Genomic DNA, 24,782 nt, shown 5'->3' on the forward strand with positions numbered 1-24,782 from the left:
GAGCTACCACCGGTTTCTGTCCCGCGCGACGGTATGCCACGATTGCCGGCGCCACCGGAGTGGCAGCAGCGAAGGACTCACCGAACCGCGATCGGAGCGTTATGGTCACGAGCACACCCGATGCCCGGCCCATCGTGTCCACGGAACCGGAATCGTTCGCGTGGACCGTGCTGACCCGCCGGCACCCGGCCATCATCGACCAGGTCGGTGCAGCGCACCCCTACCCGCCCGAGATCCGGCGCCGGCTGGATGCTCTTCGCGAGCAGATCACCGGAACCGTGCAGCCGCTGCCCGACGGCACTACCGGGAAAGCGGAATGGGACCGGTGGGGGAGCGAAATATACGGGCACCGGTGGCTCGATATTCCGTTCCTCTGGGCCGAAAGCTACTTCTACCACCTGCTGCTGGACGCGGTGGGCTACTTCGGCCCGGGTCCGTGGCAGGGCATCGATCCGTTCACCCGCAAGCGCGCCGAGCTCGCGGATTCCGCGCTGGACACCGAACTTTCCGCGGCACCCGAACAGGACGCCGGAGCACCCGGGCAGCGCACTGCCGCCCTGGTTCGTGCGGCGCTGTGGGGCAACCGGGCAGACCTGGGCTTCCGTTTGTCCGGTTCGTCCGCGGCCGCGCACGACGCACCCGGCAGCATTCTGGAAGATCACACTGCCGCGGTCGCCGACCATCTCGATGCCCATTCGGCCGGAACCATCACCCTGATCGCGGACAATGCCGGTCGGGAGCTGATCCCCGACCTGCTCCTCATCGATCACCTTCTGCAGTTGCACCCGGCCCTCACCGTCGAACTGCATCTCAAGCCGCGGCCGTACTACGTCTCCGACGCCACCACCGCCGACCTGCTGGCCACCCTCGAACGCCTCGCGCGGATCCCCGGCCGAGCCCGTACCGCGGCTGCTCGGCTCAACGCGGCGCTGAGGACCGACCGGCTGCGGGTGCGGGCGCACGAGTTCTACTGCGCACCGTTGTCCTTTCATCACCTGCCCGGCGATCTGCGCGCCGATCTCGCGGGCGCCGATACGGTGATCCTGAAAGGGGACCTCAACTACCGCCGACTTGTGGGTGACTGCCACCGGCCCGCCACGACACCCTTCACCACAGTCACCGAGTACTTTCCCACCCGGGTGATCGCACTGCGGACCCTCAAATGCGATGTCGCCGTCGGCATCGACGCGCGTGTACTGAGCACCCTCGAGAGCACTGAACCAGGTTGGCGGACAAGCGGGTCCCACGGTGTGGTGCAGATGTACCCGGCGGCATGAGGATGCCGCCGCCGCGAGTGCCGGAACAAGGATGCATCCGGTTTCGGTGGTCGCCGGCTGATCCCGGTGTCAGCGGGAGATCACCGAAACCGAGTTGCCGGCTGTGTTCAGTACGTAGGCATCACCGGTGGCCGGATCCACCTCTACCGCCCCGGGCTTCGCTCCCTTGGGCGGTTCATCGGGAATGACAGTGAGCGTGGCGGTATCGACGACCGTTACGTCATCGGTGAACTCGCTGGTGATGTAGGCAGTATCGGAATGCGGATCGACCGCGAGCTCGTCTTGCTCCGGTGGGAGGCGAAGGGTCGCGGTAATGGTGTTCGTGGTGGTGTCGATCTTCGACAGCGTTCCCTCCCTGCACAGGAGGTAAAGGGTGTGGGTGGCCGAATCGACCACCATGTCGTCGGGGTATATATCGGTTGCGACGGTGGCGACGACGGCGAGAGTTCTTGTATCGATCACGGTGAGCGATTGCCCGTGATAATTGGCGATGTAGGCGTGGTGCGTTTCCGGATCGACCAGGGCACCACCCGGGCTCGTATCGGCCGGGACTACCTTGGATTCATGGGTGTTCGGCTCGATCACTGTCACAGTGGTGTGATCGACTCCCGTCGCGAAGGCGCGATGCGTGACCGGGTCGGCCACGACCTGCTGGGCGGTCTCACCCACGCTGGAGTCGCCGCCGCTGAGCGGGACGGTCCGCTTCACGGTGTCGGTGTTCGTGTCGATCACCGACACCGTGTCATCGAGCCGGTTGGTCACGTAGGCGGTATTCGTCGCCGTGTCGACGGCCACATCCCACGGCTGATATCCGACCTGGATGCTGTGCGTGACGGTCCGGCTCGCGAGGTCCACCACCGATACCGTGCTGTCGCCCTTGTTGGCAACGTAGAGTTTTCCCGCGGCCGCGTGGGCCGCCAGAGCCGCCGGCTCGGGTCCGACGCGGATGGTGCCGGTGACAATGTCGGTCGTCGTATCGAGCACCGAAACGGTGTGGTCGCCGGTGTTGCTGACATAGGCGTTGGGGCTGCCCGGGACGAACGCGATCTCTGCCGGCTGGGCGCCGACCGGAATCGTCGCGGCGACGGTGGGCGGAGCGGGGAGGTCATCTGTCCGCGGGCCCGAGGCGGCTTCGGATCCGGTATCGCGCAGGAGCAAGACTCCCAGCGCGACAACCAGAGTCAGTACAGCGAATACCACGGCCGCGGCAATACCGGCCCGGTATGAGCGCTTGCCCGCAGAGCCTGCGGGCCCGGGCGGACGGGGATTCGGCGTGCTCGGGCGTGCGTCGATTCCGTCCTGCGGAACCGACGCCGCAGCAGCGGCCGCGGTCGCCGCTGTGGCGAGTTCCGGGTCTGGTTTCGAGGCCCCGGCCCGGGGGGGGCCGACAGTCCGGGACGGCCTGTCGGCGCCGACACCGCGATACCGGCCGCCGTGGACGGGGCGGGTACATCGGGCGAGGCTGCGGCCGGCGGAAGACTGTCGATCGCCCTACGCGCCGCGTCCGCGAGCTCACCGCACGACGAGTACCGTTCCGCGGGTTGTTTGGCCAGTGCGGTGGCGATGACGGTATCGATCGCCGCCGGCAGTTCCGGGCGCAGCGCGCGGGGTGACGGCGGCGGATCGTTCAGGTGGGCCGCCATCACGGCGGCATGCGCGTCCCGTGGGAAAGGGGGCTGCCCGGTGAGTAGTTGGTGGAGGGTGCAGCCGAGGGAGTAGACGTCGGTGCGGTGGTCGGTGGGCTGAGCGAGGAATCGTTCCGGGGCCGCGTACGCGAAAGTCACCGCGAGCGTGGACGCCGTCACCGATTCGTCGAGTGCGCGGGCGATACCGAAATCGGTCAGTACCGCCCGGCGGTTCCGCCGCGGGCCCGGGCCGATCAGTAGGTTCGCCGGTTTCACATCGCGGTGCAGCACCCCCTCGGCGTGGGCGGTGTCCAAAGCATCGGCGGCATCGGTGACCAGGTCCACCGCCAGGGCCGGGGACAACCCATCGGGGTCCGCGGCCAGCAGGGTGTTGGCGTCTCCACCGCTGACGTACTGCATCGACAGCCACAGCACGGGATCATCGGGGCCGCTACGGTCGTAGACGGGAACGATATTGGGGTGGTCGAATCGTGCGGCCAGGGTGACTTCACGCTCGAACGCGATACGGGCCTTCGGGTCGGTCGCCAATGCGTCGTTGAGCACCTTCAACGCCACGCGGCGTTCCAGCCGCGGATGCTGCGCGAGGTATACCACGCCCATTCCACCGGACCCGAGCGTGCGGTCGATGACGAACCCGGCGAACACGTCCCCCGACTGCAAAACCACCTCGGCTCCCGATGCTGGGCGCTACCCGAACTGTCGCTATCGAATAACTATGTGACATAAGCGAATATAACGCACGCGGCATCTTTCCGGCGTGCCGGCAGCCGGGGGAGGCGCGGGTTTCGAGACGCTCGCTGTCGAGCGCAGCGATCCTCACGGCATCCGGGCGGCCGCTCCGAGTCCCACGTCGACGACGGTTCCGGTGACGTAGCGCCCGGACTCGCCGACGAGATGGCCGACCGCGTCGGCGATGGCTTCCGGTGGGCACCAAGGGATTCGCATGGGACTCATGCGCGCGTAGCGGTCTTCGACCTCGTCCCGGGAGGGATTCTCGAGGTCGGGGGCGAACAGGGAATAGAGGGCGGGATTGTGCAGCATCGGGGTGTCCACGTTGGTGGGGCACACCACGTTCGCGGTGATACCGCGTTCCGCGTATTCGAGGGCGACGGATTTTACGAAGCCGATCACTCCCCATTTCGACGCCGAGTAGTGAGCGAGGTTCGGAGTCCCCTGCCTGCCGCTCATCGACGAGATGGCAACGATCCTGCCCGACTCGGTGGCGGTCATATGCGGGAGCGCCGCCCGGACGCAGTGGAACGTTCCGGTGAGATTCGTCGCGATCATATCCGCCCACATGGCGTCCGTAAGCTGAGTGACCCGCGCGAATCCGACGATTCCCGCACAGGTGACGAGAATGTCGATACCGCCCGACTGTTCCGCAACGGAGTCGGCGAAGGCTGTTACGGCGGTGGCGTCCCGGACGTCGAGTACGGTTGCGTGGCAGCGCCCGCCGTCCGCTTCGATCAGGCGGGCGGTTTCGGTGAGATCGTCTTCGGTTGCCAGCGAGTAAGGAGCGGTGTCGCTGGGTGCGCACATATCCGAAAGCCATACGGTGGCCCCGCGCCGGGCGAGCGCGTGAGCAACGGCGCGACCCTGTCCCCGCGCGGCGCCCGTGACGATCGCCGTGCGGCCGCCGAGATCATCTCTGGTTGCGTTGTCCGGCATCATCGTCTCCCACAATCGTTTCGACCATTTGCTTGACCTGGGCTTTGGCGATCTTCCCGCCCGGGGCGAACGGCATATGCTCGAGAACTCGCAGCCGTTCCGGTAGGTATTCCCGGGTGATTCCTCGTTCCCGAAGCCAGGAGTTCAGTTCGTCGAGTGTCAGGTGATCGGCTTCCGGCGCGAGTGTGACCGCCGCGCAGAGCCGCTCGCCGAAGATCGGATCGGGCACGCCTACCGCCGCGACCATCTCCACCGCGGGGTGTTCGCGGATGAAATCCTCTACTTCGAGTGCGGAGATATTCTTTCCACCGCGAATGATCAGGTCCGCCAGGCGGCCGACCACTCGCAGGCGGTCGGTATCGTCGACTTCCACGATATCGCCGAGCAGGATCCAGCCGTCACCGGTGAAAAGTTCGGCGTTCGCGGTGTCGTCGTTCCAGTAACCGGGGGACATGAGCGGTCCGTGTACGGCCGGTTGTCCACGGCGGATACCCGGTGCTCGGGTGTCCGTTCCGTCGTCGAGGATTCGTACGTTCATCTCCTCGATGAGGCGGCCACCGGTGCCCAGGCGGGTCTCGTCGTCGTCGTGGATCGTGGTGGCGCTGGCCGCTCCGGTCTCGTTGGAACCGTAGAACTGCAGGACCAGGGCCCCGGTGGTGTCTTCGAAACGCTTCGCCTCGGCGTAGGGCACGGCCTCACCGCCGGTGAACATGACCTTCAATGCGCCGGCGCGGGACAGCTCCCGGTCCGGTGTCTGCAGCATCATCCGGAACTGGGTGCTCACACAGGCGAGGATTGTGGCGCGGTGCTCGGTCATCAGATCGATCGCGACCGCCGGGTCGAACCGGTTCATCACCAGCGCCGGCCGGCCGAGGAGCGCGGGCAGGAAATGCGAGGTCCACAGTCCGAACCCGAACGGGGCGGGGACGAACGCGGCGACCACCTCCTGTGCGCTCATCTCGGCGTTCCGGCACGCGATCGCGGCGAAAGTGCTCCACCGGCGCTGGGTCTGCATAACGAGTTTCGGCCGGCCGGTGGTACCGGAGGTGCTGTTGAGCAGGCATACATCGTCGACGGAGAAACCGGGGAGGTCAGGTGGGTGGTTCCCCGTCCGATCGGCGGTGCCGTCGGTGACGACGTGAGTGCCGTCGACGAGTACCAGATGCGCTGGGGCGGCATTCCGTATCCGTAGTTCGCGCAGCAGATCCGATACCGGTACGCCCCGGTTGTCGCCGGTGGTGACGAGCACGGTGGAGCCGGAGGCCGACATCAGATGGGCGACTTCGGCCGGCCCGGAACGCGCTCCGACCGCGACGGCCAGGACACCTGCCCGATAGGCACCGACGAGCGTGGCGTGAAACTCCACGGTATCGGGGAGATACACCGTGACCGCGGGAATATCGCCGAGGGACAGCAGTGCCGCGCGGACGCGGTCGGCGAGACGGTCGTATTCGGCCCATGTGGTGGTTCCGGCCGGGCTGATGTAGGCGGGTTCGTCCGGGCGGGTGTCCGACCAATGGCGGACGAGGTCGCCGACGGAGTAGCCCGTGTAGGCCTCGGGGTCCGCGGTGAATCCTGGGGCGGTGGAGATATCCGCCAGCGGTACGTGTTCCATCAGAGAGCTTCCTCGAGCATCCCCATGGACGCTCGGTACGCGGTATCGAGTTCGTCGGTGTTCTCCTTCGGCTCGGAGAGGGAGCCTCGGATCATCACGTATCCGCGGTCGACGATCCGGGACACCCGGTGCAGTGCCGGTTCGGCGACGAGCACCGTGATCCCCGAATCGGCGAGGTCGCGAATATGGTCGAGCAGTTCCGCGGCGATCTTGGGCGACAGCCCGGTGGTCATCTCGTCGAGCAGCAGCGCTCGAGGTGGAACCAGCAGGGCGCGGGCGAGCAGCAGCATCTGCTGCTCGCCGCCGGAAAGTACTCCGGCGAGTTGTTTCGACCGGGTCCGCAGGATCGGGAACCGGTCGTATGCCGTATCGATGACATCGTTGCGGGCGCCCAGCAGGCGTGCCCCGATCTCCAGGTTCTCCCGCACGGTGAGGCGCGGGAACAGTTGCCGGCCCTGCGGGACGAATGCGACTCCGGCGCGCAACCTCTTCTGGGCCGGAACACCGCTGAGGTCGTTATCGCCGACGGTAACGACACCGGTTGCCGGTGTGCTGCCGAACAACGCGGAGAGCAGGCTCGACTTGCCGGCACCGTTCGGCCCGACCACCGCCGTGACCTCCCCGGCCCGCGCTTCGAGCGCTACGTCCCGGACCGCGACGGCCTTTCCGTATCGGACAGTGAGTCCGTGGACAGTGATCATTGAGCGTTCCTCGAAGTAGATACATCCGGCCGGCGGAGGCCGTAGCGAAGGCGGAGGTATCGCATCATCGAGCCTCCTGGGTGGTACCGAAGTACACCGACCGCATCTCCGCACTGCGCATACAGTCCTGCGGGGTCCCGGTGAAAGCCACCGCGCCGTCGGCCAGCAGTACCACCGAATCGGCGAGCTCGGCGATCAGATCGACATTGTGATCCACCAGGACCACCGAATGTCCCGCCTCCCGGACCCGGCGAACAGCATGGGAGATCGCCGCGATCCCCTCGGTATCGGACCCGGCGAAGGGCTCGTCCAACAGCAGCACCCGGGGTTCGGCGGCCATGGCGCGGGCGATTTCGACCAGACGCTGGGAACCGAGCCCGAGACTGCCGGTGGGGACGCGCGCGGTGGTGACCCCGTACTCCTCGGCCACCGCCGCCGCTTTGTCGAGCACCGCACGGGGTGTGCCCGCGAGACCACGGAGGAGGGCGCGCAGGGAAGCACCGTACGAACCGATCGAACGGCCCACGATACCGGGCACGATGTTCTCGACCGGGGTCAGTTCCAGCGCCAGCTGCGGGTGCTGGAAGGTCCGGGCGAGTCCCGCTCTCGCCCGGACCGCGGCTCCGGCGGGTAGATCACGGCCGTCCACGCGCACCGTGCCCGCGTTCGGGGATTGGGTGCCGACGATGCAGTCGACGAGGGTGGTTTTCCCCGCACCGTTGGGGCCGACCAAGCCGAGCACCCGGCCGGCGGGCAGATCGAAGCTCACATCGTCGACGGCTGTCACGCCCCCGTAGTGTTTGGTCAACCCTGTCACGGACAGCAGGGCCGTGGAAGTTTCGGTCGCCACTGTTGTCACCTCCTGTCCAGGTTCCGGGACGGTATGAGCCGCAGCAGAAGCCGGTGCGCCCAGCCGATGACGCCGCCCGGGGCGAGTAAGAGGATCACCAGCACGACCACCGCCAGCAGGAGCTCACCGGAGCCCTGGTAACCGGGCATGTTCAAGGTGACACCGACGACGATCAGCGCTCCGAGCGGAGCGCCCCAGGCCGATCCGCGACCACCGATGATAGGCATGAAGATCGCGAGAAACACCAGCTCCAGGCCGAACGTCTCCGGAGTCACCGCTTGTACCGACACGGTGAACAGGGCACCACCGGTGGCGGCGATCGCCGCGCCGACGGCCAGTGCCACAACGGTCAGATGAGTCGGGGAGATACCGGCCGATCGCACCGCCGGCGCGTTCTCCCGCGCGGCGGAAAGTGAAAGCCCCCAGGCGGATCTGCGCAGCCGGTCGATCAATACCGCGACCGCGCAGACGAAAAGGATCGCGGCCACCACCTGGGCGTAGCGCGGGGGTTCCCATCCGAACAGCGACGGCACCGGAATACCGGAGATGCCCGAGGCGCCACCGGTGATGGTGGTCGCGTCGCCCAGCCAGTGCTCGAACGCGATGGCGAAGAGCAATGTCACCGCGGCGAGGTAGAAGCCCGACAGTTTCCTGGTCGATATCGCGAGAACCAGAGCGACCGCGGCGGCGATCAGCATGCCGGCGAGCCAGCCCCACCACGGTGACAGCCCCTTTTCCACCGACAGATAGGCGACCGCGTACGCACCGATGGCCGCATAGGCGCTGTACGCCATGGACAGTGAGCCGGCCAGGACGAAGGGCAGATACATACCCAGCGCGACCAGCGCATAGGTGGCGGCCAGGAAAACAAGGTCCTGCCGGTAGAGGCTGGGCCCCATCCAGAGCAGCACCGCGACGACGACAGCGAGGCAGATACCCAGCTCACCGAGCACGGTCCGCGCGGCGGGTCCGGTGGTTGCGGTGACAGCCATCAGACACGCACCTTTCGTTGGAACAGGCCTTCGGGCCGGAACGCGAAGAACACGAGGGCGACGAGGAAGATGGCGATCGAACTGCCGGTCGCACCGAAATAGAAACTGCCGAACACCTGGACCCAGCCGAGCGCGAGTCCGCCGATCAGCGGCGCCCACGGCTTCCCGGTACCGCCGACGACCAGCGCGAGGAATCCGGTGAGTGTCCAGGACAATCCGCTGGTGAACTGGGCACCGGACTTGGCCGCGAAAACAATTCCGGCGATCCCGGCGACTGCTCCGGAGATACCGAACGCCCACAGCCGGACACGGTTGACGTTCACGCCGATCATCCGGGCCGCCTCGTGGTTGTCGCCGACCGCGCGCAGGAGCTGTCCGGTGGCGGTGGTCCGCAACCAGAGCACGGTGGCCAGCAGGACCACCACGGTGACCAGGATGATGGTGGCTGTCGTGCCCTGAATCGAGACCGACCGGATACGGAAGTCCGGTAGCGGGAACAGATTCGCTACCGATACCGGGGTCCGGCCGAAGATCGTGCCGGCCAGTTGCTGAATGGCGAACAGGGTCGCGGTGACAGCGACCAGGGCCGGAAGTTCCGCACCGCCGGATCGGCGTTGCACCGGCCGGACCACCACGATTTCGGTCAGCAGCGATACTCCCACTGCCGCGGCGATTCCCAGCACGGCACCGAACAGAATCGGGACACCCCAGTGGGCGGACGCGTAGCCGGCGAGCAGCGCGGCGGCCATCGCGTACGGACCGGCGGCGAAATTGAAGAACGAAGCCCCCACGACGACCAGATAGATCGACAGCCCGACCAGGGCGAAGAAGCATCCGATCTCGGCGGCGGCAAGCCACAGTTGGAGATCAGTCATCGATCGGATCCCTTCGGTGTGCAATCCGGCTGGTATTCCGGCCAGGGTCCGGTCGGGACATTGCGGGCACCGAACTCGATGAGCACCAGCCCACACGCCGAATCCGGGGCGATATGTTCGTCCGGCGAGAACGACAGGGTGAGTGGTTCCTGACCGAAACTCGCCGGAATGTCACGGACCTGCTGCATCGCCTCGTTGAGACGATGCGGATCGGTATGGGTCCCCGCGATCTCGATCGCCCGCGCGAGCAACATCACCGAGTCGTATGCCTGAGCGTCGTAAGCGGTCAGGGAGTAGTCCGGCCCCTTGATGGTTCGCAGCCAGTTCTGCAGCTGGGCGGTCCGGGGATTGTCGTCGCTGAGGCTGCCCATGTAGACGAGGTTGTCGAGGGAGCCGGGTGCGGCCAGCTTCCACGATTGGGGCTGGTTGCCGATCGACGCCAGTGAGAAGCGCTGAAGTTCGGGCGCCAAACGATGCACCGTGTTCTGCGCGAGGAGTTCGAAGTTGCCGCCGACGCTCGCGACGAGCACCACGTCCGGATCGCTGTCCAGAAGCCGGCTCACACCCGCGGTGAGATCGGCGGTATCGACGGCGGCCTTCTGGGTGCCGACGATATCGATGCATTCACGGAGCTTCGGGTACAGCGTGTCGAGAATCCCGGCGATCGCCGGACTCGAATCGGCGAGTACGCCGAGCCGTTTCTTGCCCTGCGCCGCGAAGGCACCGCAATAGACGTCGGCGTACTGGGCCAAGGGGTTGGGGACCATATAGGCGAACTCGTTCCCGGGCGGTCCGGCCACCGCGTCGGTCAGCGCGGTGGGAGCGATGGTGACGACCTCGGTGGACTGCGAAATCTGTTTGGCCTGCAGCGCGGACCCGCTGCCCGTCGCCAGGATGACGGCGGAGGCACCTTGATCGACCAGTTTGCGGATGATGGAGGGCGTATTCGTGGGACTGCTCTCGTCGTTCTCCACCACCAGGCGGACCTCTTTGCCGCTGATCCCGCCCGCGGCGTTGAGCCGGTCCACGGTGGCACGGACGGTGTCACCGGCGATCGTCGAATAGGAGGCTCCCGGGCCGGTCGAATCCTCGTCCATACCGATAACGATGTAATCGTCCACCGGCTCCCGCACCTGGGCACATCCCGCCGGCATCAACGCCGCGGCCAGTACCCAGGAAAGTATCCGGGCACGTCTCATCAGACCACCACCAATCAAGCACGCGCTTGGTCAAAGCCAAGCGATTGATTGAGAGTGTGTCCTGTACCACTGCGCCTGTCAACGGGTTGCCAGGCGCTCCGGCCACCGCAAACGTGACTACGGCTCGTTGAGCAGGGATTTCGACAGTTCGGCGAGCTGATGTTCGATACGATCGAGCCGATCGGTGATGATCCGAGTGCCACCGGCGGGGGCGCTGTTCGCGCGAGTATCCGGTGCCGCGCCGCCGTCGACAAAAGCGGCGACCACAGTGTCGGTGACCTCGTCGCGCCGCTCGGCCAGGTGTTCCCGGTGGTAGCGGATCGACCACCACACGCCTTCGCGAAGCATCCGCGCGAATTCGACCGGGTCGAGCCCGGCGCGGAGTTCTCCGTCCGCGCTCGCCCGGGTCGCGGCATCGATCCAGAAGGTATGTGCCTCACGAACCGCATCAGCGATCGTGTCCGGTGCGCCCGGCCCGTGGTAGGTCTTCTCGTTCTGGTAGATCTCGGTCGCGTACGGATGCGCCTCGGCGATCTCGATCGACGAATAGACAAGTGCGCGTAGTTCATCGCGCATCCCGGTCACATGGGGGAGTACCGATCGGTACCGGGCGTTCAGGTCGGTCAGGAAGTCGTTCAGGATCGCGAACGCGATCGCGTCCTTGGACGGAAAGTGATGGTAGAGGCTGCCGGACAATATGCCGACCCCCTCGGCGATATCCCGAACGCTGGTCCCCGCCACCCCGTGCTCGACGAAGAGCCCCGCGGCAACGCGTTTGATCTGGTCTCGGCGGTTCACCACCCGCTCATACATACCCGCCCGCAACGACGCCTGTCGAGCGACCACGCGTGCCGACGTGGACGGGGCCATCATCTCCGGCACCACGCCCGCCTGCATCGACCCGATCAACATCCCCCGAATGCCTGCGATGAGGCCCAGCGGATCGTGCTGCTCATTACCAGCGCACAAGATCGTCCGGTTTCAACTTTCCCTCGGCCGCCCCATGGGATTCAGCGTAGTTCTCGTTCCATGTCTTTTCCAATTTGGACTGATAGCGATCGAAAACATTCGGTTCGTCGACGAGATCGTATTGCACAATTTGACGACGTGTTTCCTCCCGCGTGTCCCTGCCGTCGAGTATCTGCTCGTAGGCAATCGTTTGGTCTGAACTTTCACCGCCGCCCTCGGGGCCGATATCGAGGCCGCCGTTATCTTGGATCTCCTTTCGCACCTGAGCGCTGACCAATCCGGATTCCGCTTCCGCTTCGAGTCTGGTGTACAGGTTGCGCCTCAGCCAGTCCATATACTTTTCCCCGGGCTTCGGTGGGTCGGTCTCGGGGTTGATGCTGCCGGGGTAGGCATGTCCTATCTCGTGCGCGAGGACGGCAATGGTCCACCTGGGGTCTTTCTGTATCTGTTTGTCGAGGATGATCGTCTTGGAATCCCGGTCGCAATAGCCGAGCACAGTGTCTTCCTTCACGTCGCGGTACCCGATACGCCATCCGTCCTCACGGAGACGTGCTAGCTCTTTCGTCATGAAGGGAGACATGGCGATGTAGTCCGCGACCTTCGGATCGAGCGGATCGACAGCGCTCATGTTGTCGATCCCGACCCAAATGCCGGCGCCTGCCAGCGCGACCCCACCCAGTACAGGTGGGTGAGCGATAACCAACCTGCGGACACCGCGCTGTTCGGCGAGGGCCCATTCCCGCGAATCGCGTGTGGTCCCAGCGAATCCCCGGTAGATCCTGGAGGTATGCGATCCCGCGGCCCCGAGCGTTGCCGCCAATCGCGCCTTCCCCCTACCCAAGGCGGCGCCGACGCTGAACGGTTTCATCCGACATCCCTCAATCGGTTCCGGCGTTGAACCCGCGCCGAGAGTTGAACCGCGCGTTCAGCGATGTGCATACATGTCTGTCGATGATAGCCACGCGTTCTGGGGGTGGGATCGGTGAGCGCGTCCGCCGGCGCTCCAGGGTTCGGCCGGAGCGATCACCGGGATCTGTATTTCGCGGCGCCGGGGCCGCTACGGTGAGCTGCCGACCGGGGTTCTCGTGCGGATGGACCGCCCAACGGCGTGCAGGTGGCCCACGGACTGCGCGTAGGAGTCGATGAGGCCGGTCTCGCAGTACGGCACCCCGATATCGGCGCAGTACGCGGCGACCATCGGCTGGGCGCGGCGAAGGTTGGGTCGGGGCATGGAGGGGAACAGGTGGTGTTCGATCTGGTAGTTGAGACCGCCGAACGCGGTGTCGACGAGGGGCCCGCCGCGGACATTGCGCGAGGTGAGTACCTGTCGCCGCAGGTAGTCGGTGTTGTCGCCGGCCGGGAGGACGTCCATGCCCTTGTGGTTGGGCGCGAAGGTACATCCCATGTACAGCCCGAACAGGCCCTGGTGCACCACGATGAAAACGATCGCCTGGAGCGGCGGCAGTACCAGGAAGACGATCGCGAGATACCCGGCGCCATGGGCGAGCAGCGTCGCGGCTTCCAGCCGGCGCCGGGGGATGGTCCGTTGGATGAGCGCCCGGACACCCGCGAAGTGCAGGCTCCAACCTTCCAGGAGCAGTAGCGGAAAGAACAGCCAGCCCTGATAGCGGAAGATCAGCCGGCGAAACCCGCGACCCGCTCGTGCGCGCAGACTCGAATGCGCCAGCACGCCCATGATGTCGGGATCGGCGTCCTCGGTGTTGGGGTGGGCGTGGTGGCGGTTGTGGTTGCTCGTCCACCAGCCGATACTGACCCCGATCGCGAGGTTCCCGAAAACCAGCCCCAGCAGGTAGTCGGTACCGCGGCGCCCGGAGATCTGCCGGTGCCCGGCATCGTGACCGAGGAAGGCGAACTGGGCGAAGACCGCGGCCAGGAAGGCGGCCGTGCCGAGCTGCCACCACGAGTCGCCGATCACTACGAAGGCGGTCCAACCGGCGACCAGCGCGAGCAGGACGGCCGCACTCTTCCAGGCGTAGTACCGCAACCGCCGGTCCAGCAGGCCCGCATCGCGCACCTGCCGTAACAAGACGGAATAGTCGGTGGTGCGCTTCGTGCGGGTGGCCTGCGGTTTCTCGATGGGCTCGGCGGGAACGTCGTACTCGGCGGCTTTTGCCGTCATGTGGTAACCGATCTCTGCACAGGTGTCGTTTCGCCGGTGGATCATCTACGACCGCCGCCGGCCGACCGTCACGGTCGACTGATGTGCTCAGCGTACCCGCGGCGGGCCCGTCCTCCGGCGACCCGGTTCGCAATCAGCAGGGAATCGAGCAGGCCCCCGCCGGTGTGAGGCCTGGACGCTACCTCATTGTTCCGCTCGGGGTGGCAGCCGGGGTAGCAGGTCCTCGATTCCGAGGGCATTGAAGTATCCGAAGAAGAGGAACTGGGTGAACCAGGTGGACATCTGCCGGGATGAGTGGGTGGTGCCGTTCTCGAGCCACCAGGCGGCCATGCCGAGGAAGAGTTCGGCCGCGAAGGTTACGACCATTTCCTCGGGCATACGCCGTCCATCCGGCCGCGGCACGGCATCGATCCGCTCCTGCACGAGACCACCCAGGAGACTTCTGGCCCGGATCAGAAACCGCCGGCTGCGGGGGTAGGCGAGTAGCGGCCGGTACAACCGGTCGTGCTGGGCGATATGGTCGAACAACAATGCACCGCTCGCGATCCGTGCGTCCATATCGAGGGTGCCATCCGTGATCGGGGACAGGTCGCCGGTGCTCCGCGCGGCATGCACCAGGATATCCGCGGCGAGGTCGTCCTTGTCTTCGTAGTAACGGTAGAACGTGGCCCGGTTGATCATGGCGCGATCAGCGATATCGCCGACCGTCACCTTCTGATACCCCTGCTCGCCGGCAAGGCCCAGTAGTGCGGAGCGGAGATGCCCCCGGGTGCGCCGCACCCGGATATCGGGCTGACCTTCGGGTTCCTGGCTCATGCGACAACTCCGCTCTCCTGTTGTCTATGCGACATACGGTGAATTCTGCCGGATGACTTCGATCCCGGGCCGTTCTTACGCTCATACGTACAGAGTGGAAAACGACCAGGGAAAGCGAGGGCCCGGTGTTCGAGGAAAACTCTCCGGCCGACCGGCCGGAAATCAGCGGAGACAGCGCATTGAATGCCGAATATATGCGTGCGGCGGCGGGAGCGCCGTACGGCGGCGCGACGATGGGTGAGGTGCTCTACGTGGCGCGCGAGGTAGCGGCGGGGAGCGGGAGCCGTGACAGCTATATCGCCGCCTGGACGGATTTGGGCAGGCGAGTCGCCGATTCGGCTGACGATGCGCTGCGATCCGGGCGCCGTGCCACCGCACTGAGCGCCTATCTACGTGCGTACAACTATTTACGGGCCGCGGAATATTTTTTCCCGGCTCAGCTGCTGGAAGAGAGACGTGAAAGGTACGCGGACAGCGTCGCACAATTCGATGCCGCACTCCCGTTGATGCCTTTCCCGGCGGAAAAGATCGAAGTGCCCTATCGGGACGGTGTCTTTATTCCCGGCTATTTCTTCCGTGCCGCCGGCGTCGAAAAGCCCCGGGCGACCGTCGTCGTATGTGGCGGGCAGGACGGAGCCGGTGAGGAAATGTATTTCCTGGCCGGCGTCCCGGAGGCCTCGGCCCGTGGCTTGAATGTGCTCACCTTCCATGGTCCGGGCCAGCGCGGGCTGCAGCTCTACCATCCGGACCTCGGTTTCCGTCCGGAGTCCGAGGAGCCCATCGCCGCCGTGATCGACTATGCGTCGACCCGGCCGGAGGTGGACGGGGATCGCATAGGTCTGTATGGAATGAGTTTCGGGGGGTATCTGGCCCCGCGTGCCGCGGCCTACGATCGGCGTATCAACGCCCTGGCGTGCAACGCGCCGATACTCGACCTGCTGCAGATCATCATGGGCACGACCGCCGAGAACACTCCTGACGGTGCCGAGGGAGAGCTGCGCGCCGCGCCGTGGAGTACGCGGGCGTATGTGGAGAACTATCTGATGTGGCACCACGGGGTATCCGGACCCGTTGAGTTCGCCGATCACGCGGCACGTTTCACACTGGACGGGATGGTCGGCGATATCGCCTGTCCCGTATTGAGTCTGGCGGCGGCCGGTGAGACGAAAGTGGCGATGGACCAGGCTCGGCGCTTCCACGATATGGTGAAATCCACCAAGCGATTTGCCGAATTGACCGCTCGACAGGGCGCGGACGGCCACTGTGGTGTGGGAAACGTTCCGCATACCTCTGGGCTGGTCTACGACTGGTTCGCCGAAACCCTCGGCACCCGGGTTCTCAGCCGGTGACCGAAGCCATCCACTCTCGTACTGCGGCCTGGTATTCGCCGGTGTTACGGGCGAGGTTCACCGAATGTCCGCTACCGGGCAGGACGAATGTCCGCAGGCGGGCGGCAGGGGAGAAATGCGGGGTTTCGGCGGCCTGCAGGGTGGCGGTGTCGGCGCAGACACTGGAGCACAATACGTCGGCGCTGCCGTTGACCACGAGCACCGGAGCGGTGATATCCGTGGACATCGGCGGCAGCGTGGAGGTGAGCCCGTCCGGATATTCGGTCGCGGCGAACACATCCTTGGTGGCTTCGTCGACGGCAACGACTCGGGGATCGGATGTCTCGGCTCCGTGGAAGGACCGTTCCCGCGTGCCCGGGCGGGTGGTCAGATATCCGGTGTCGTAGCCACGGCCCGCGAACGCGGGATCCCGGTCGGCCGGCTGATAGGTGCTGATGACCCCGAGCGCACCGGGGACGTTCAGGCCGTGCGAATACCCCGTGAGCAGTACACCGTCGACATCGTGGTGGGTGGTCGCCTCCAGTACCGCGACACCGGAACTGAGCGAATGCCCGCCGGTGACAACCGTATCGAAAGCGGGTGTACCCGCCAGGCCGCCGCGGAGGGCGCCGACGATCTCGTGCAGCGCCTGTGCGTCACCGGTTGCGTTGACCTCGGTGCTGCTGGGCCGGGAGCTCGCGCCGGTTCCGAGCCGGTCGATCACCAGCGTCGCGTATCCCGCGGCGTTCATCGCGCGCCGGAAGTTGTATGTCTCCGGGGCGTACGGGAAATCCCAGTAGGTGTGGTTGTAGTTGGAACCGGGCATCAGAACCATGACCGCATCGGCCCGCGCGCCGGTGGGCCGGCACAGCGTTGTCGCCAAGGTGCCGCCACCGCTCAGCGGAAACGGAATCGACTCGCAGCGCGCGGGATCGGGCTCGTCAGCGTGTGCCACTCCCGGTGCGAGGCCCGCGATAACGGCCACCACGGTGGCCAATACGCGTACGGCGGTCGGCGCACGTCGCGTCCGGCGCGGGCCGCTGAGCGGAATCCTTTGTGCAGTCATCGGATCGGGACCCTAATAGGGGGTGTGGTGGCGCGCAACGCGTGTCGCGTCAACCGGGATCGGACGGGTTTCGGGACAGCGTATCGCTTTTTCGCCCGGGAACGGCCGCCGACCGCGTGCCCGGCTAGAATCGCGCGGGTGAGCAGGCGCGCTGTGCATTTCGTCGGAAGTTTTCCGGCTGAGAGTACCGAGGCGGCGATGACGGCCATGCTGGATGCCGCGGGCCCCCGGATGCGCACCGTGCCCACCGGGGAGACGCGCCGTTACGAGTTCTATATCCGTCCGATCCTGGAGGATCTCGTCGCGCAGGGCGCCCTGGAGGTGGTACGCCCCAGGGAATGGCAGACGAGCCGGGACCGCACCCGCCATCGGGTGCCCCGGGGTAGATCGCTGACCGCGGATACCATCGATCTCGGGTATCTGAAGGAAACCGAGGAGGCGCTACCCGTTTTCACCGAGTTGTGCCGCACCCGCCGGTTGTCCGGGCGGGCGTTGCAGATCGGGATGCCCACCGGTTTCACGCTCGCTTTCATCGCTCTCGGCACGGCCGGTGTGCTGCGCTATCGCGGTGCCTTCACCGGCGCCACCGTCCGCGACATCGCCGCCATCCACGAACTGGCCGGGACCGACGTCGTGATCCAGCTCGAGGCCACCGCGGAACTGGTGTTGACGGCGGGAGCGCAGCCGGCTCACCGGGCTGTCGACCGGGCGCTCGGTCTGGCCCGTGGAATAGCGGCGACGGCCGCCGCCGCGCCCGCGGGCACCCGGTTCGGCGTGCACCTGTGCCTGGGCAGTCTGCGCAACAAGGCGCGCGGCACCCTGCGTGATACCCGGCCGCTGGTGGATCTGGCCAACGCGATCGTGCGGCAGTGGCCGCCGGGCCGGCCCCTGGAGTTCGTGCACGCCCCGCTCGCCGCGGGAGATGTGCCGCCGCCGGTGCAGCCGGAATTCTATGCGCCCCTAAGTAGTCTGGCGCTGGGCGTGGGCACTGCGTTCTATGCCGGGTTGGTGCACGATGTACCCACGGAACAAGAACAGCTGCACGTGCTGTCGCTCGTCGAGCACGCGCTCGGGCGCCCGCTGGACGGCGTCGCCTCCGCTTGCGGGCTGGGCCGGCGCCCCCGCGCCGTTGCCGATGCGCTGATGGCGCGCGCCGAACGTCTCGCGGCGGGAGAACCGGAGGCGTGAGTCCGAACCGTATGGTCGCCGACCGCGGCGGCAGGCAAACGGAGGTGCCGTGGCGGATATGAAACGCGTACCGGAGGGTGTGTCCCCATTGGAGCCGCGCTCGGCCCGGGTGTTCGACTACCTACTGGGTGGGAAGGACAACTACGAGGTCGACCGGGAGTTCGCGCACCGCATTCTGGCGGTCGCGCCGGAAACCAGATCGCTTGCGTGGTTCAGCCGCAACTTCCTCCTGGAATCGGTCCGGATCGCCCGGGCGGCCGGGGTGCGGCAGTTCGTGGACCTGGGCTCGGGTATTCCGACCTCACCGAATGTGCATGAGGTGGCGCACGAGACGGATCCCGGGGCGCGGGTCGCCTACGTCGACAACGACCCGGTGGTGTTCGTGCACTGCAACGCGCTCATGGGGAATCATCCCGCGGTCACCGCGCTGCACGCCGATGTACGCCACCCGGAGGTGCTGCTCGAACGGCTCGAATCCGAATCGGGTATCGATTTCGCGCAACCGGTGGCGATCATGATGGTCGGTGTGCTCCATTTCGTGATGGATGACGAGAACCCGGCCGAACTCGTCGCCCGCTATCGCGATGCCATGGCGCCGGGCAGCTATCTGGCCTTCACACACGGCGCCGATATCAGCCATCCGGAGATCATCGCGCGCACCTCCGCGGATGCCATGGACACCTCCGCGCAGGTCAGATACCGATCCCAGGCGGATGTGACCTCGTTCCTGGACGGTTTCGAGCAACTGGAACCGGGTGTTGTCCCGCTGCAGCAGTGGCTCGACGACAGCCTGCCGGAGACCAAACTCGTGCTCTACGGAGCAGTCGGCCGCAAGACCTGATTTCGCGTATCCGAGCACGTACCGCGCTGCTACGGATGTGTCGCGACAACGTTTGTATATCGGCCTGTTCGATCCTCGGTGCGGTGGGTATGCATGGTCCGCACACCGTGACCCGGCCAGGAAGGAGCCTCCGTCTCACCGTCGATCCCGCATGTTCACGGTTGCGGGAGGTGGGTCGCCGCGCCGGCCTTCGTGCCGACGGGCAGCGCCGGCGAACTGCTCGCGGGCGCCCATCGTTGCGTACCGGAGGAGACGAGCATGAGCTTGCGAACCCTGGTCCTGGCGGCCCTGATCGCCGCCGCCGGCTCCGGCGTGGTGCCGGCGGCCGCGCAACCGATCCCGGAACCGGGTGTCCCCGCCGCCCCAGCCGAGACTGTGCCCGCCCGCAGTTCGATCTCGCTGCGCGGCCCCGACGGCATTCGATGGGGTACGGCGAACGAGAACGAAACGCGCAGCGCGTTATCGATGGCCAAGCTCTACCTGGCCGATTACGCACTGCGCCACGGTGACGGTTCGGCCGAGGACCGCGTTCACGCCGAACGGATGGTCCGGGTTTCCGACGATGCCGCCGCCGATGCGGTAGCCGCCAAATATCCGCAAGCCATCGGTTCGACAGCCATGGAATACGGCCTGGAACGAACCGCGTCTACCGGTAGTTGGCACACCGCCACCACCAGTGCGGCCGATCTCGTCGATTTCCTGGCCACGAAACAGGCCACCGACCCCGGCTCACCGATCCTCGGCTGGATGGCCACCGCACCGCCGGTCGCCGCCGACGGCACCCAGCAGAACTGGGGCACCGCCCGGCTGCCCGGTGTCCAGGGCAGCAAATGGGGCTGGTCGGATCTGCCGCCACAGGAAGTAGCGTCCGCGTCCTTCGGCAGTGGCTTCACGGTGGCGGCCCATACGCGCGGCAGCCCGGACGACCAGACCGCCGACGTCGCGCGGGCTCTGGTGGACGTGATCAGCCGGATGGCCGGTATCCCGCGGGCGGCCGCGGGCGGTGACGCCGCTCATCGGTAGAGCCCGAGTAGTGAGCGGGCCGCCGCGTCGACGATATCGTCGGCGGTCACCTGCATGGTGCCGTCCAGCCAGGCGGTGACCAGTTCGGCCATACCGCCGATGAAGAGCAGGCCCGCGGTTTCGTCCGCGGTTTCGCTCCGGCCGGGCGAGCCGAGGAATTCGCGCGCCTCGAGTGCCGACTGATGGGCGAGGTGGCGCAGGAGTTGTGTCCGGCGCCGGCGCAGTTCGGGGACGGCCACGGATTCCACGATGGCCACCCGGCCCTTGCGGGGGTCGTCGACCAGGAGCTGCACGAACGAGTGGACCGACGCGCGCACCCGTGCTTCCGGGTCCGTGCCGGCGTTGTCGGCGGCGCGCCGGCTGATCTCCTCGATTTCGGCGGCGATCCGGTCCATCACGGCCGCGAGCAAAGCGTCGAGACCGGTGAAGCTCTCGTAGAAATAGCGCTCACTGAGCCCGGCATCGGCGCAGATGGCGGTCATCGTGGTCCGTATTTCCGGGTCCGCCCATACCGTGAGGGCGGCCTCGAGCAGCCGCGCCCGGCGGTCGGCGGCGCGATCGGCCGCGCTCACGCCCCGGTAGACCCCTGATTGCACGGCCACGTCCCCAGCATGCCACAGCGGATCCGCGATCCAAGGTTGACAGGAGACACTTCCTGAATCAGTCTGGACGTGACAAACGCCACACGACATGAGGTGAGCCATGAAGGCCGAGGCCCTGGAACCACGCGAGGAAACGGCAGCGGACGAGGCTGCGCAACCGCGGCCGATTCCGGTCCAGCATCGTGACGACCGGGGCCTGCCCGTGATCGGTCAGGTCTTCGAATACGCCAAGGATCCGGTCGCGCTGTGCCGGGGTCGCTGGGAGCGCTACGGTCCGGTCGCGCCGTTCCGCGCACTCGGTAAGAACGCGGTGATGCTGCTCGGGCCCGACGCCTGCGGTGAGGCCTTCCAGAACAAGGACAAGGCGCTGGCCAACGGGCCGGCCTGGTCCGAGCTGGTCGGGCCGTTCTTCAATCGCGGACTCATGCTCATCGACTTCGAGGAGCATCACGGGCACCGGCGGATCATGCAGCAGGCGTTCACCCGGCCGCGGCTCGAGGCCTACACTCGTCGCCTGCACCCCGCCATCGAACAGGGTGTGGCGGGCTGGGAGCCGGGTAAGGAGTTCCCGTCGTACTGGAAACTCAAGCAGCTCACCCTCGATATCGCCGCGGACCTGTTCATGGGCGGTGCCCAGGACACCAGCCAGGCCGAGATGGACCGGGTCAACAAGGCGTTCATCGCCTGTGTCCAGGCTGCCGCCGGTATCGTGCGCGCCAATATCCCGTTCACCCGATGGGGTCGCGCCTATCGCGGCCGGAAGGTCCTCGAGGATTTCCTGCGCCATTATCTGCCCGCCAAACGCGCGGAGCAGACCGACGATATCTTCTCGGTGCTCTGCCACGTCGAAACCGAGGACGGCGAACGGTTCTCCGACGACGACGTGGTGAACCATATGATCTTCCTGATGATGGCGGCGCACGACACCTCCACCATCACCACCTCGGCCATCCTGCAATATCTCGGACAGCATCCGGAGTGGCAGCAGCGCTGCCGCGACGAAGCGCTCGCGCTCGGCCCCGAGCCGTCGATGGCGGAGCTGGAGGGTCTCGTCTCGATCGATCTGGTGATGCGGGAGGCGCTCCGGTTACGGGCCCCTGTCCCGGTACTGGTGCGGTACGCGGTGAAGGACACGGTGATCCAGGGTGTGCACATCCCCGCCGGTACCGATCTGATCGTGGGCGTCCAGTTCACTCATCTCATGGAGGATTACTGGACGGATCCGACGGCCTTCGACCCGGACCGCTTCGGCCCCGAGCGCCGCGAGGACAAATCGCACCGATTCGCCTGGGAGCCGTTCGGCGGTGGCGTGCACAAATGTATCGGCCTGTACTTCGGCGGCCTCGAGGTGAAGGCGATCATGCACCGGCTGCTGCGCGAATACCACTGGACCCTCGACCCGGCCTATGTGCCGCCGATGGACTACCACTCGCTGCCGTTCCCCAAGGACGGCCTGCCGATCACCTTGCTCCAGAACTGAACTACGGCGGGGAGCCGGCACAGGGGAGCACCGGCCCGCGGCTCACCGCATATCCGGGATGGGCGGGCTCAGCTGCTCGGATGGTGGTCCGATGCGGGCCGGTGGCGTGTCCGCAGGTCGCGGGTGAGCTGGTGCGCGGCTCGTAGCAGTAGTGCGCCGAGTTCCGGTCGCCGGTCGGGCGAGAACCTGGTCTCGACGCCGGTGAGGCTGAGGGCCCAGGCTGGGGAGTCGCGATGGTCGAAGACCGCCGCACCCAGACCCCAGCTGCCTTCGACCAGAAGGGCGGGGTTGGTGGCGTAGCCGTCGGTGCGGGTGCGGGTGATACGTTCTCGCACCGCGCCGGCGGCATGGGCGGTGCCGTGATCGGTGGTGAGGTCCGCACGGTCCAGGTACTCGTCGATATCGCGGTCGGGGAGATGGGCCAGGATCACCAGACCGGCCGAGGCGACACCCAGGGGGAACCGGATTCCCGGATGCAGTACATGCGAGCGCAGCGGGAAACTGCCTTCCTCGGACGCGACGCAGACGGTCTCGTCGCCCCGCCGGGCCGACAGGAACGCGCTCTCGCCGGTATCGCGGGCCAGTTCGCGCAGGATGGCACGGGCGCTCCCGGTGATGTCGTAGCGGTCCGCGGCCAGGGCGCCGAGCAGGTAGATCTCCGGCCCGAGGCTCCAGCGGCCGGTCGCGTTGTCGCGGTCGACGAAACCTTCCCGCGCCAGCATCGTCAGCATCCGATGGGCAGTCGGCCGGGCCACGTGCGCCTCGCGGGCGAGATCGGAGGTGGAAGCGCCCGCCGGTTCGTGGTCACCGATCGCGCGGACCAGTGCTGTCGCGCGTCCGATGACGTGGGGCTTGTCGGCCATGGACCGATCATACGTTCATTCAGTGGACACTGTATTCCCGCATGTATCGCTCAGTGACCAATTTGCGATGGCGAATGCCGGATGAGTTGCCAGTTGACCGGGTGCCTTGTTTGAGTCGTCGTCAGGAGTCGAGCGTCCATCCAATGGGCGAGAAGGGCTCTGCTCGGAGCTGCGGAGAGGTTGGGTATGGCCACGAAGGTTGTCGGGACAGCGGCGGAAGCCGTTGTCGATATCAGGGACGGCGCCGCGATCGCCGTCGGTGGATTCGGGTTGTGTGGAATCCCCGACGCGTTGATCTCGGCATTGGCCGATACAGGTATCGGCGACCTCGAGGTCTTCTCGAACAACTGCGGGATCGACGATCACGGTTTGGGAATCCTGCTGGGTCTGGGCCGTATCCGCCGGGTCACCGCGTCGTATGTGGGAGAGAACAAGGAGTTCGCGCGGCAGTATCTGGCCGGCGAGCTCGAGGTGGAACTCGCCCCGCAGGGCACGCTGGCCGAACGGCTGCGCGCCGGGGGCGCCGGGATTCCCGCATTCTTCACCCCCGCGGGCGTCGGCAGCCCGATCGCGGACGGCGGGCTGCCCTGGCGGTACCACCCGGACGGTTCGGTGGCGATCGCGTCCCCGCCCAAGGAGACTCGTGAATTCGGCGGTAAGCGCTACGTCCTGGAGACCGGTATCGTCGCGGATTTCGCTCTGGTGCACGCGGCGCTGGGCGATACCGACGGCAACCTCGTCTTCGACAAGGCGGCGATGAATTTCAATCCGCTGGCGGCGATGGCGGGCCGGGTGACCATCGCGCAGGTCGAACGGCTGGTGGAGCCGGGCACGATCGATCCGGCACAGGTCCATCTGCCCGGGATTTTCGTCCAGCAGATCGTCGAGACCGGACCACAGCAGACCCGGATCGAGAAGCGCACCACCCGCGAGACGACAGGAGCGAACGCATGACCGGTACCGAGTCCCGGGTCGGCTGGACCCGGCAGGACATCGCGCGCCGCGCCGCCGCGGAGCTCCGTGACGGCGACTATGTGAATCTCGGAATCGGTCTCCCCACGCTGATTCCCGGATATCTGGATCCGTCGGTGCGGGTGACGCTGCATTCGGAGAACGGCATCCTGGGCACGGGGCCCTACCCGGCCGAGGACGCGGTCGACGCCAATCTGATCAACGCGGGAAAGGAGACCGTCACGGTCGAACCCGGGGCCGCGTTCTTCGATTCGGCCCTGTCCTTCGGCATGATCCGCGGCGGGCATATCGGCACCGCGGTTCTCGGCGGTATGCAGGTCTCGCGCACCGGGGACCTCGCGAACTGGATGGTGCCCGGCAAGATGGTCAAGGGGATGGGCGGCGCGATGGACCTGGTCCACGGCGCGGAACGGGTCATCGTGGTCATGGAACACACCGACCGCCAGGGCGGTCCCAAGATCGTCGAGAAGTGCACGTTGCCGCTCACCGGGCAGGCGGTCGTGCACCGCGTCATCACCGATCTCGCGGTGATCGATATCGCCGGTGACGGCACCCTGGTGCTGTGCGAAACGGCTCCGGGGGTGAGCATCGAGGAGGTGCGGGCCGCCACCGGCGTTCCGTTGACTGTGAGCGGAGAGCTGATCACCCACTGACCTCCGGAAGCGTCGACC

24 protein-coding genes are annotated in these 24,782 nt (G+C 66.5%); 8 read left to right on the forward strand and 16 right to left on the reverse strand.

From position 1 onward, the window contains the following. The first annotated feature begins 101 nt into the window (after positions 1 to 101). Positions 102 to 1,277: a damage-control phosphatase ARMT1 family protein gene (locus ABZ827_RS04710; RefSeq protein ID WP_357232814.1), complete on the forward strand. Its 1,176-nt coding sequence runs from the start codon at positions 102 to 104 to the stop codon at positions 1,275 to 1,277. Between the two features lie 69 nt (positions 1,278 to 1,346). Here ABZ827_RS04710 and ABZ827_RS04715 read toward each other — a convergent pair whose 3' ends face one another. The 13 genes from ABZ827_RS04715 to ABZ827_RS04775 all read right to left on the reverse strand — a co-directional run bounded on the left by ABZ827_RS04715 (position 1,347) and on the right by ABZ827_RS04775 (position 14,748). Then, entirely contained in the window at positions 1,347 to 2,477 is a 1,131-nt protein-coding gene (locus ABZ827_RS04715; protein ID WP_357232816.1) for a hypothetical protein, read from the reverse strand. After that, positions 2,459 to 3,589 (reverse strand): protein kinase, encoded by a 1,131-nt coding sequence (locus ABZ827_RS04720; protein WP_357232818.1) that lies wholly within the window; start codon positions 3,587 to 3,589, stop codon positions 2,459 to 2,461. The genes ABZ827_RS04715 and ABZ827_RS04720 overlap by 19 nt, the downstream gene beginning before the upstream one ends. Before the next feature lie 150 nt (positions 3,590 to 3,739). Further along, complete coding sequence (locus ABZ827_RS04725) at positions 3,740 to 4,591, reverse strand: mycofactocin-coupled SDR family oxidoreductase (protein WP_357232820.1); 852 nt, start codon at positions 4,589 to 4,591, stop codon at positions 3,740 to 3,742. After that, positions 4,566 to 6,206, reverse strand: a complete 1,641-nt coding sequence (locus tag ABZ827_RS04730) for a class I adenylate-forming enzyme family protein (protein ID WP_357232821.1) — start codon at positions 6,204 to 6,206, stop codon at positions 4,566 to 4,568. The genes ABZ827_RS04725 and ABZ827_RS04730 overlap by 26 nt, the downstream gene beginning before the upstream one ends. Further along, a complete protein-coding gene (locus ABZ827_RS04735; RefSeq protein WP_357232823.1) occupies positions 6,206 to 6,907 on the reverse strand; it encodes an ABC transporter ATP-binding protein in 702 nt (233 codons plus the stop codon). The genes ABZ827_RS04730 and ABZ827_RS04735 overlap by 1 nt, the downstream gene beginning before the upstream one ends. Positions 6,908 to 6,971: 64 nt before the next feature. Next, positions 6,972 to 7,757: an ATP-binding cassette domain-containing protein gene (locus ABZ827_RS04740; RefSeq protein WP_357232825.1), complete on the reverse strand. Its 786-nt coding sequence runs from the start codon at positions 7,755 to 7,757 to the stop codon at positions 6,972 to 6,974. A gap of 5 nt (positions 7,758 to 7,762) precedes the next feature. Continuing rightward, the gene (locus ABZ827_RS04745) at positions 7,763 to 8,749 is read right to left on the reverse strand and encodes a branched-chain amino acid ABC transporter permease (protein ID WP_357232827.1); all 987 of its coding nucleotides are present in this window, start codon (positions 8,747 to 8,749) and stop codon (positions 7,763 to 7,765) included. Further along, on the reverse strand, positions 8,749 to 9,624 hold the full coding sequence (locus ABZ827_RS04750) for a branched-chain amino acid ABC transporter permease (RefSeq protein WP_357232829.1): 876 nt from the start codon (positions 9,622 to 9,624) through the stop codon (positions 8,749 to 8,751). Before ABZ827_RS04750 ends, ABZ827_RS04745 begins: the two co-directional genes overlap by 1 nt. After that, positions 9,621 to 10,823 (reverse strand): ABC transporter substrate-binding protein, encoded by a 1,203-nt coding sequence (locus ABZ827_RS04755; protein WP_357232831.1) that lies wholly within the window; start codon positions 10,821 to 10,823, stop codon positions 9,621 to 9,623. Before ABZ827_RS04755 ends, ABZ827_RS04750 begins: the two co-directional genes overlap by 4 nt. Before the next feature lie 117 nt (positions 10,824 to 10,940). Next, the gene (locus ABZ827_RS04760; RefSeq protein WP_357232833.1) at positions 10,941 to 11,735 is read right to left on the reverse strand and encodes a TetR/AcrR family transcriptional regulator; all 795 of its coding nucleotides are present in this window, start codon (positions 11,733 to 11,735) and stop codon (positions 10,941 to 10,943) included. Between the two features lie 43 nt (positions 11,736 to 11,778). Continuing rightward, positions 11,779 to 12,660 (reverse strand): hypothetical protein, encoded by an 882-nt coding sequence (locus ABZ827_RS04765; protein ID WP_357232835.1) that lies wholly within the window; start codon positions 12,658 to 12,660, stop codon positions 11,779 to 11,781. A gap of 189 nt (positions 12,661 to 12,849) precedes the next feature. Then, a complete protein-coding gene (locus ABZ827_RS04770) occupies positions 12,850 to 13,932 on the reverse strand; it encodes an acyl-CoA desaturase (protein ID WP_357232837.1) in 1,083 nt (360 codons plus the stop codon). Positions 13,933 to 14,115: 183 nt separating this feature from the next. Beyond that, on the reverse strand, positions 14,116 to 14,748 hold the full coding sequence (locus ABZ827_RS04775; RefSeq protein ID WP_357232839.1) for a TetR/AcrR family transcriptional regulator: 633 nt from the start codon (positions 14,746 to 14,748) through the stop codon (positions 14,116 to 14,118). A gap of 125 nt (positions 14,749 to 14,873) precedes the next feature. Between ABZ827_RS04775 and ABZ827_RS04780 the strand changes: the two genes are divergently transcribed. Beyond that, positions 14,874 to 16,097 (forward strand): prolyl oligopeptidase family serine peptidase, encoded by a 1,224-nt coding sequence (locus tag ABZ827_RS04780; RefSeq protein ID WP_357232841.1) that lies wholly within the window; start codon positions 14,874 to 14,876, stop codon positions 16,095 to 16,097. Here the strand turns inward: ABZ827_RS04780 and ABZ827_RS04785 are convergent. Further along, entirely contained in the window at positions 16,087 to 17,142 is a 1,056-nt protein-coding gene (locus ABZ827_RS04785; RefSeq protein WP_357232843.1) for an alpha/beta fold hydrolase, read from the reverse strand. The two genes, ABZ827_RS04780 and ABZ827_RS04785, sit on opposite strands and share 11 nt — an antisense overlap. Positions 17,143 to 17,280: 138 nt before the next feature. Between ABZ827_RS04785 and ABZ827_RS04790 the strand changes: the two genes are divergently transcribed. The 3 genes from ABZ827_RS04790 (at position 17,281) to ABZ827_RS04800 (ending at position 20,194) form a co-directional block, all read left to right on the forward strand. Beyond that, positions 17,281 to 18,330 carry a hypothetical protein gene (locus ABZ827_RS04790; RefSeq protein WP_357232845.1) on the forward strand — a complete coding sequence of 350 codons (1,050 nt, stop codon included), beginning with the start codon at positions 17,281 to 17,283 and terminating at the stop codon, positions 18,328 to 18,330. 58 nt (positions 18,331 to 18,388) lie between these two features. Further along, positions 18,389 to 19,171 (forward strand): SAM-dependent methyltransferase, encoded by a 783-nt coding sequence (locus tag ABZ827_RS04795; protein WP_357232847.1) that lies wholly within the window; start codon positions 18,389 to 18,391, stop codon positions 19,169 to 19,171. A 258-nt stretch (positions 19,172 to 19,429) separates the two neighbouring features. Continuing rightward, positions 19,430 to 20,194 (forward strand): hypothetical protein, encoded by a 765-nt coding sequence (locus tag ABZ827_RS04800; RefSeq protein ID WP_357232849.1) that lies wholly within the window; start codon positions 19,430 to 19,432, stop codon positions 20,192 to 20,194. Here ABZ827_RS04800 and ABZ827_RS04805 read toward each other — a convergent pair. After that, positions 20,185 to 20,796 (reverse strand): TetR/AcrR family transcriptional regulator, encoded by a 612-nt coding sequence (locus tag ABZ827_RS04805; RefSeq protein ID WP_357232851.1) that lies wholly within the window; start codon positions 20,794 to 20,796, stop codon positions 20,185 to 20,187. The genes ABZ827_RS04800 and ABZ827_RS04805 overlap by 10 nt on opposite strands. Positions 20,797 to 20,896: 100 nt before the next feature. Between ABZ827_RS04805 and ABZ827_RS04810 the strand changes: the two genes are divergently transcribed. Further along, a complete protein-coding gene (locus ABZ827_RS04810; protein ID WP_357232853.1) occupies positions 20,897 to 22,276 on the forward strand; it encodes a cytochrome P450 in 1,380 nt (459 codons plus the stop codon). A 68-nt stretch (positions 22,277 to 22,344) separates the two neighbouring features. Here ABZ827_RS04810 and ABZ827_RS04815 read toward each other — a convergent pair whose 3' ends face one another. Beyond that, positions 22,345 to 23,139, reverse strand: a complete 795-nt coding sequence (locus tag ABZ827_RS04815) for an IclR family transcriptional regulator (RefSeq protein WP_357232855.1) — start codon at positions 23,137 to 23,139, stop codon at positions 22,345 to 22,347. Between the two features lie 186 nt (positions 23,140 to 23,325). On the opposite strand from ABZ827_RS04815, the gene ABZ827_RS04820 reads away from it, so the two are divergent. Both ABZ827_RS04820 and ABZ827_RS04825 read left to right on the forward strand, forming a co-directional pair. Next, positions 23,326 to 24,093 (forward strand): CoA transferase subunit A, encoded by a 768-nt coding sequence (locus ABZ827_RS04820; protein ID WP_357232857.1) that lies wholly within the window; start codon positions 23,326 to 23,328, stop codon positions 24,091 to 24,093. Beyond that, entirely contained in the window at positions 24,090 to 24,764 is a 675-nt protein-coding gene (locus ABZ827_RS04825; protein WP_357232859.1) for a 3-oxoacid CoA-transferase subunit B, read from the forward strand. The genes ABZ827_RS04820 and ABZ827_RS04825 overlap by 4 nt, the downstream gene beginning before the upstream one ends. The last annotated feature ends 18 nt before the right edge of the window (positions 24,765 to 24,782 follow it).

It is taken from the genome of Nocardia sp. NPDC019395, from assembly GCF_040632335.1.
Taxonomy (GTDB): Bacteria; Actinomycetota; Actinomycetes; order Mycobacteriales; family Mycobacteriaceae; genus Nocardia.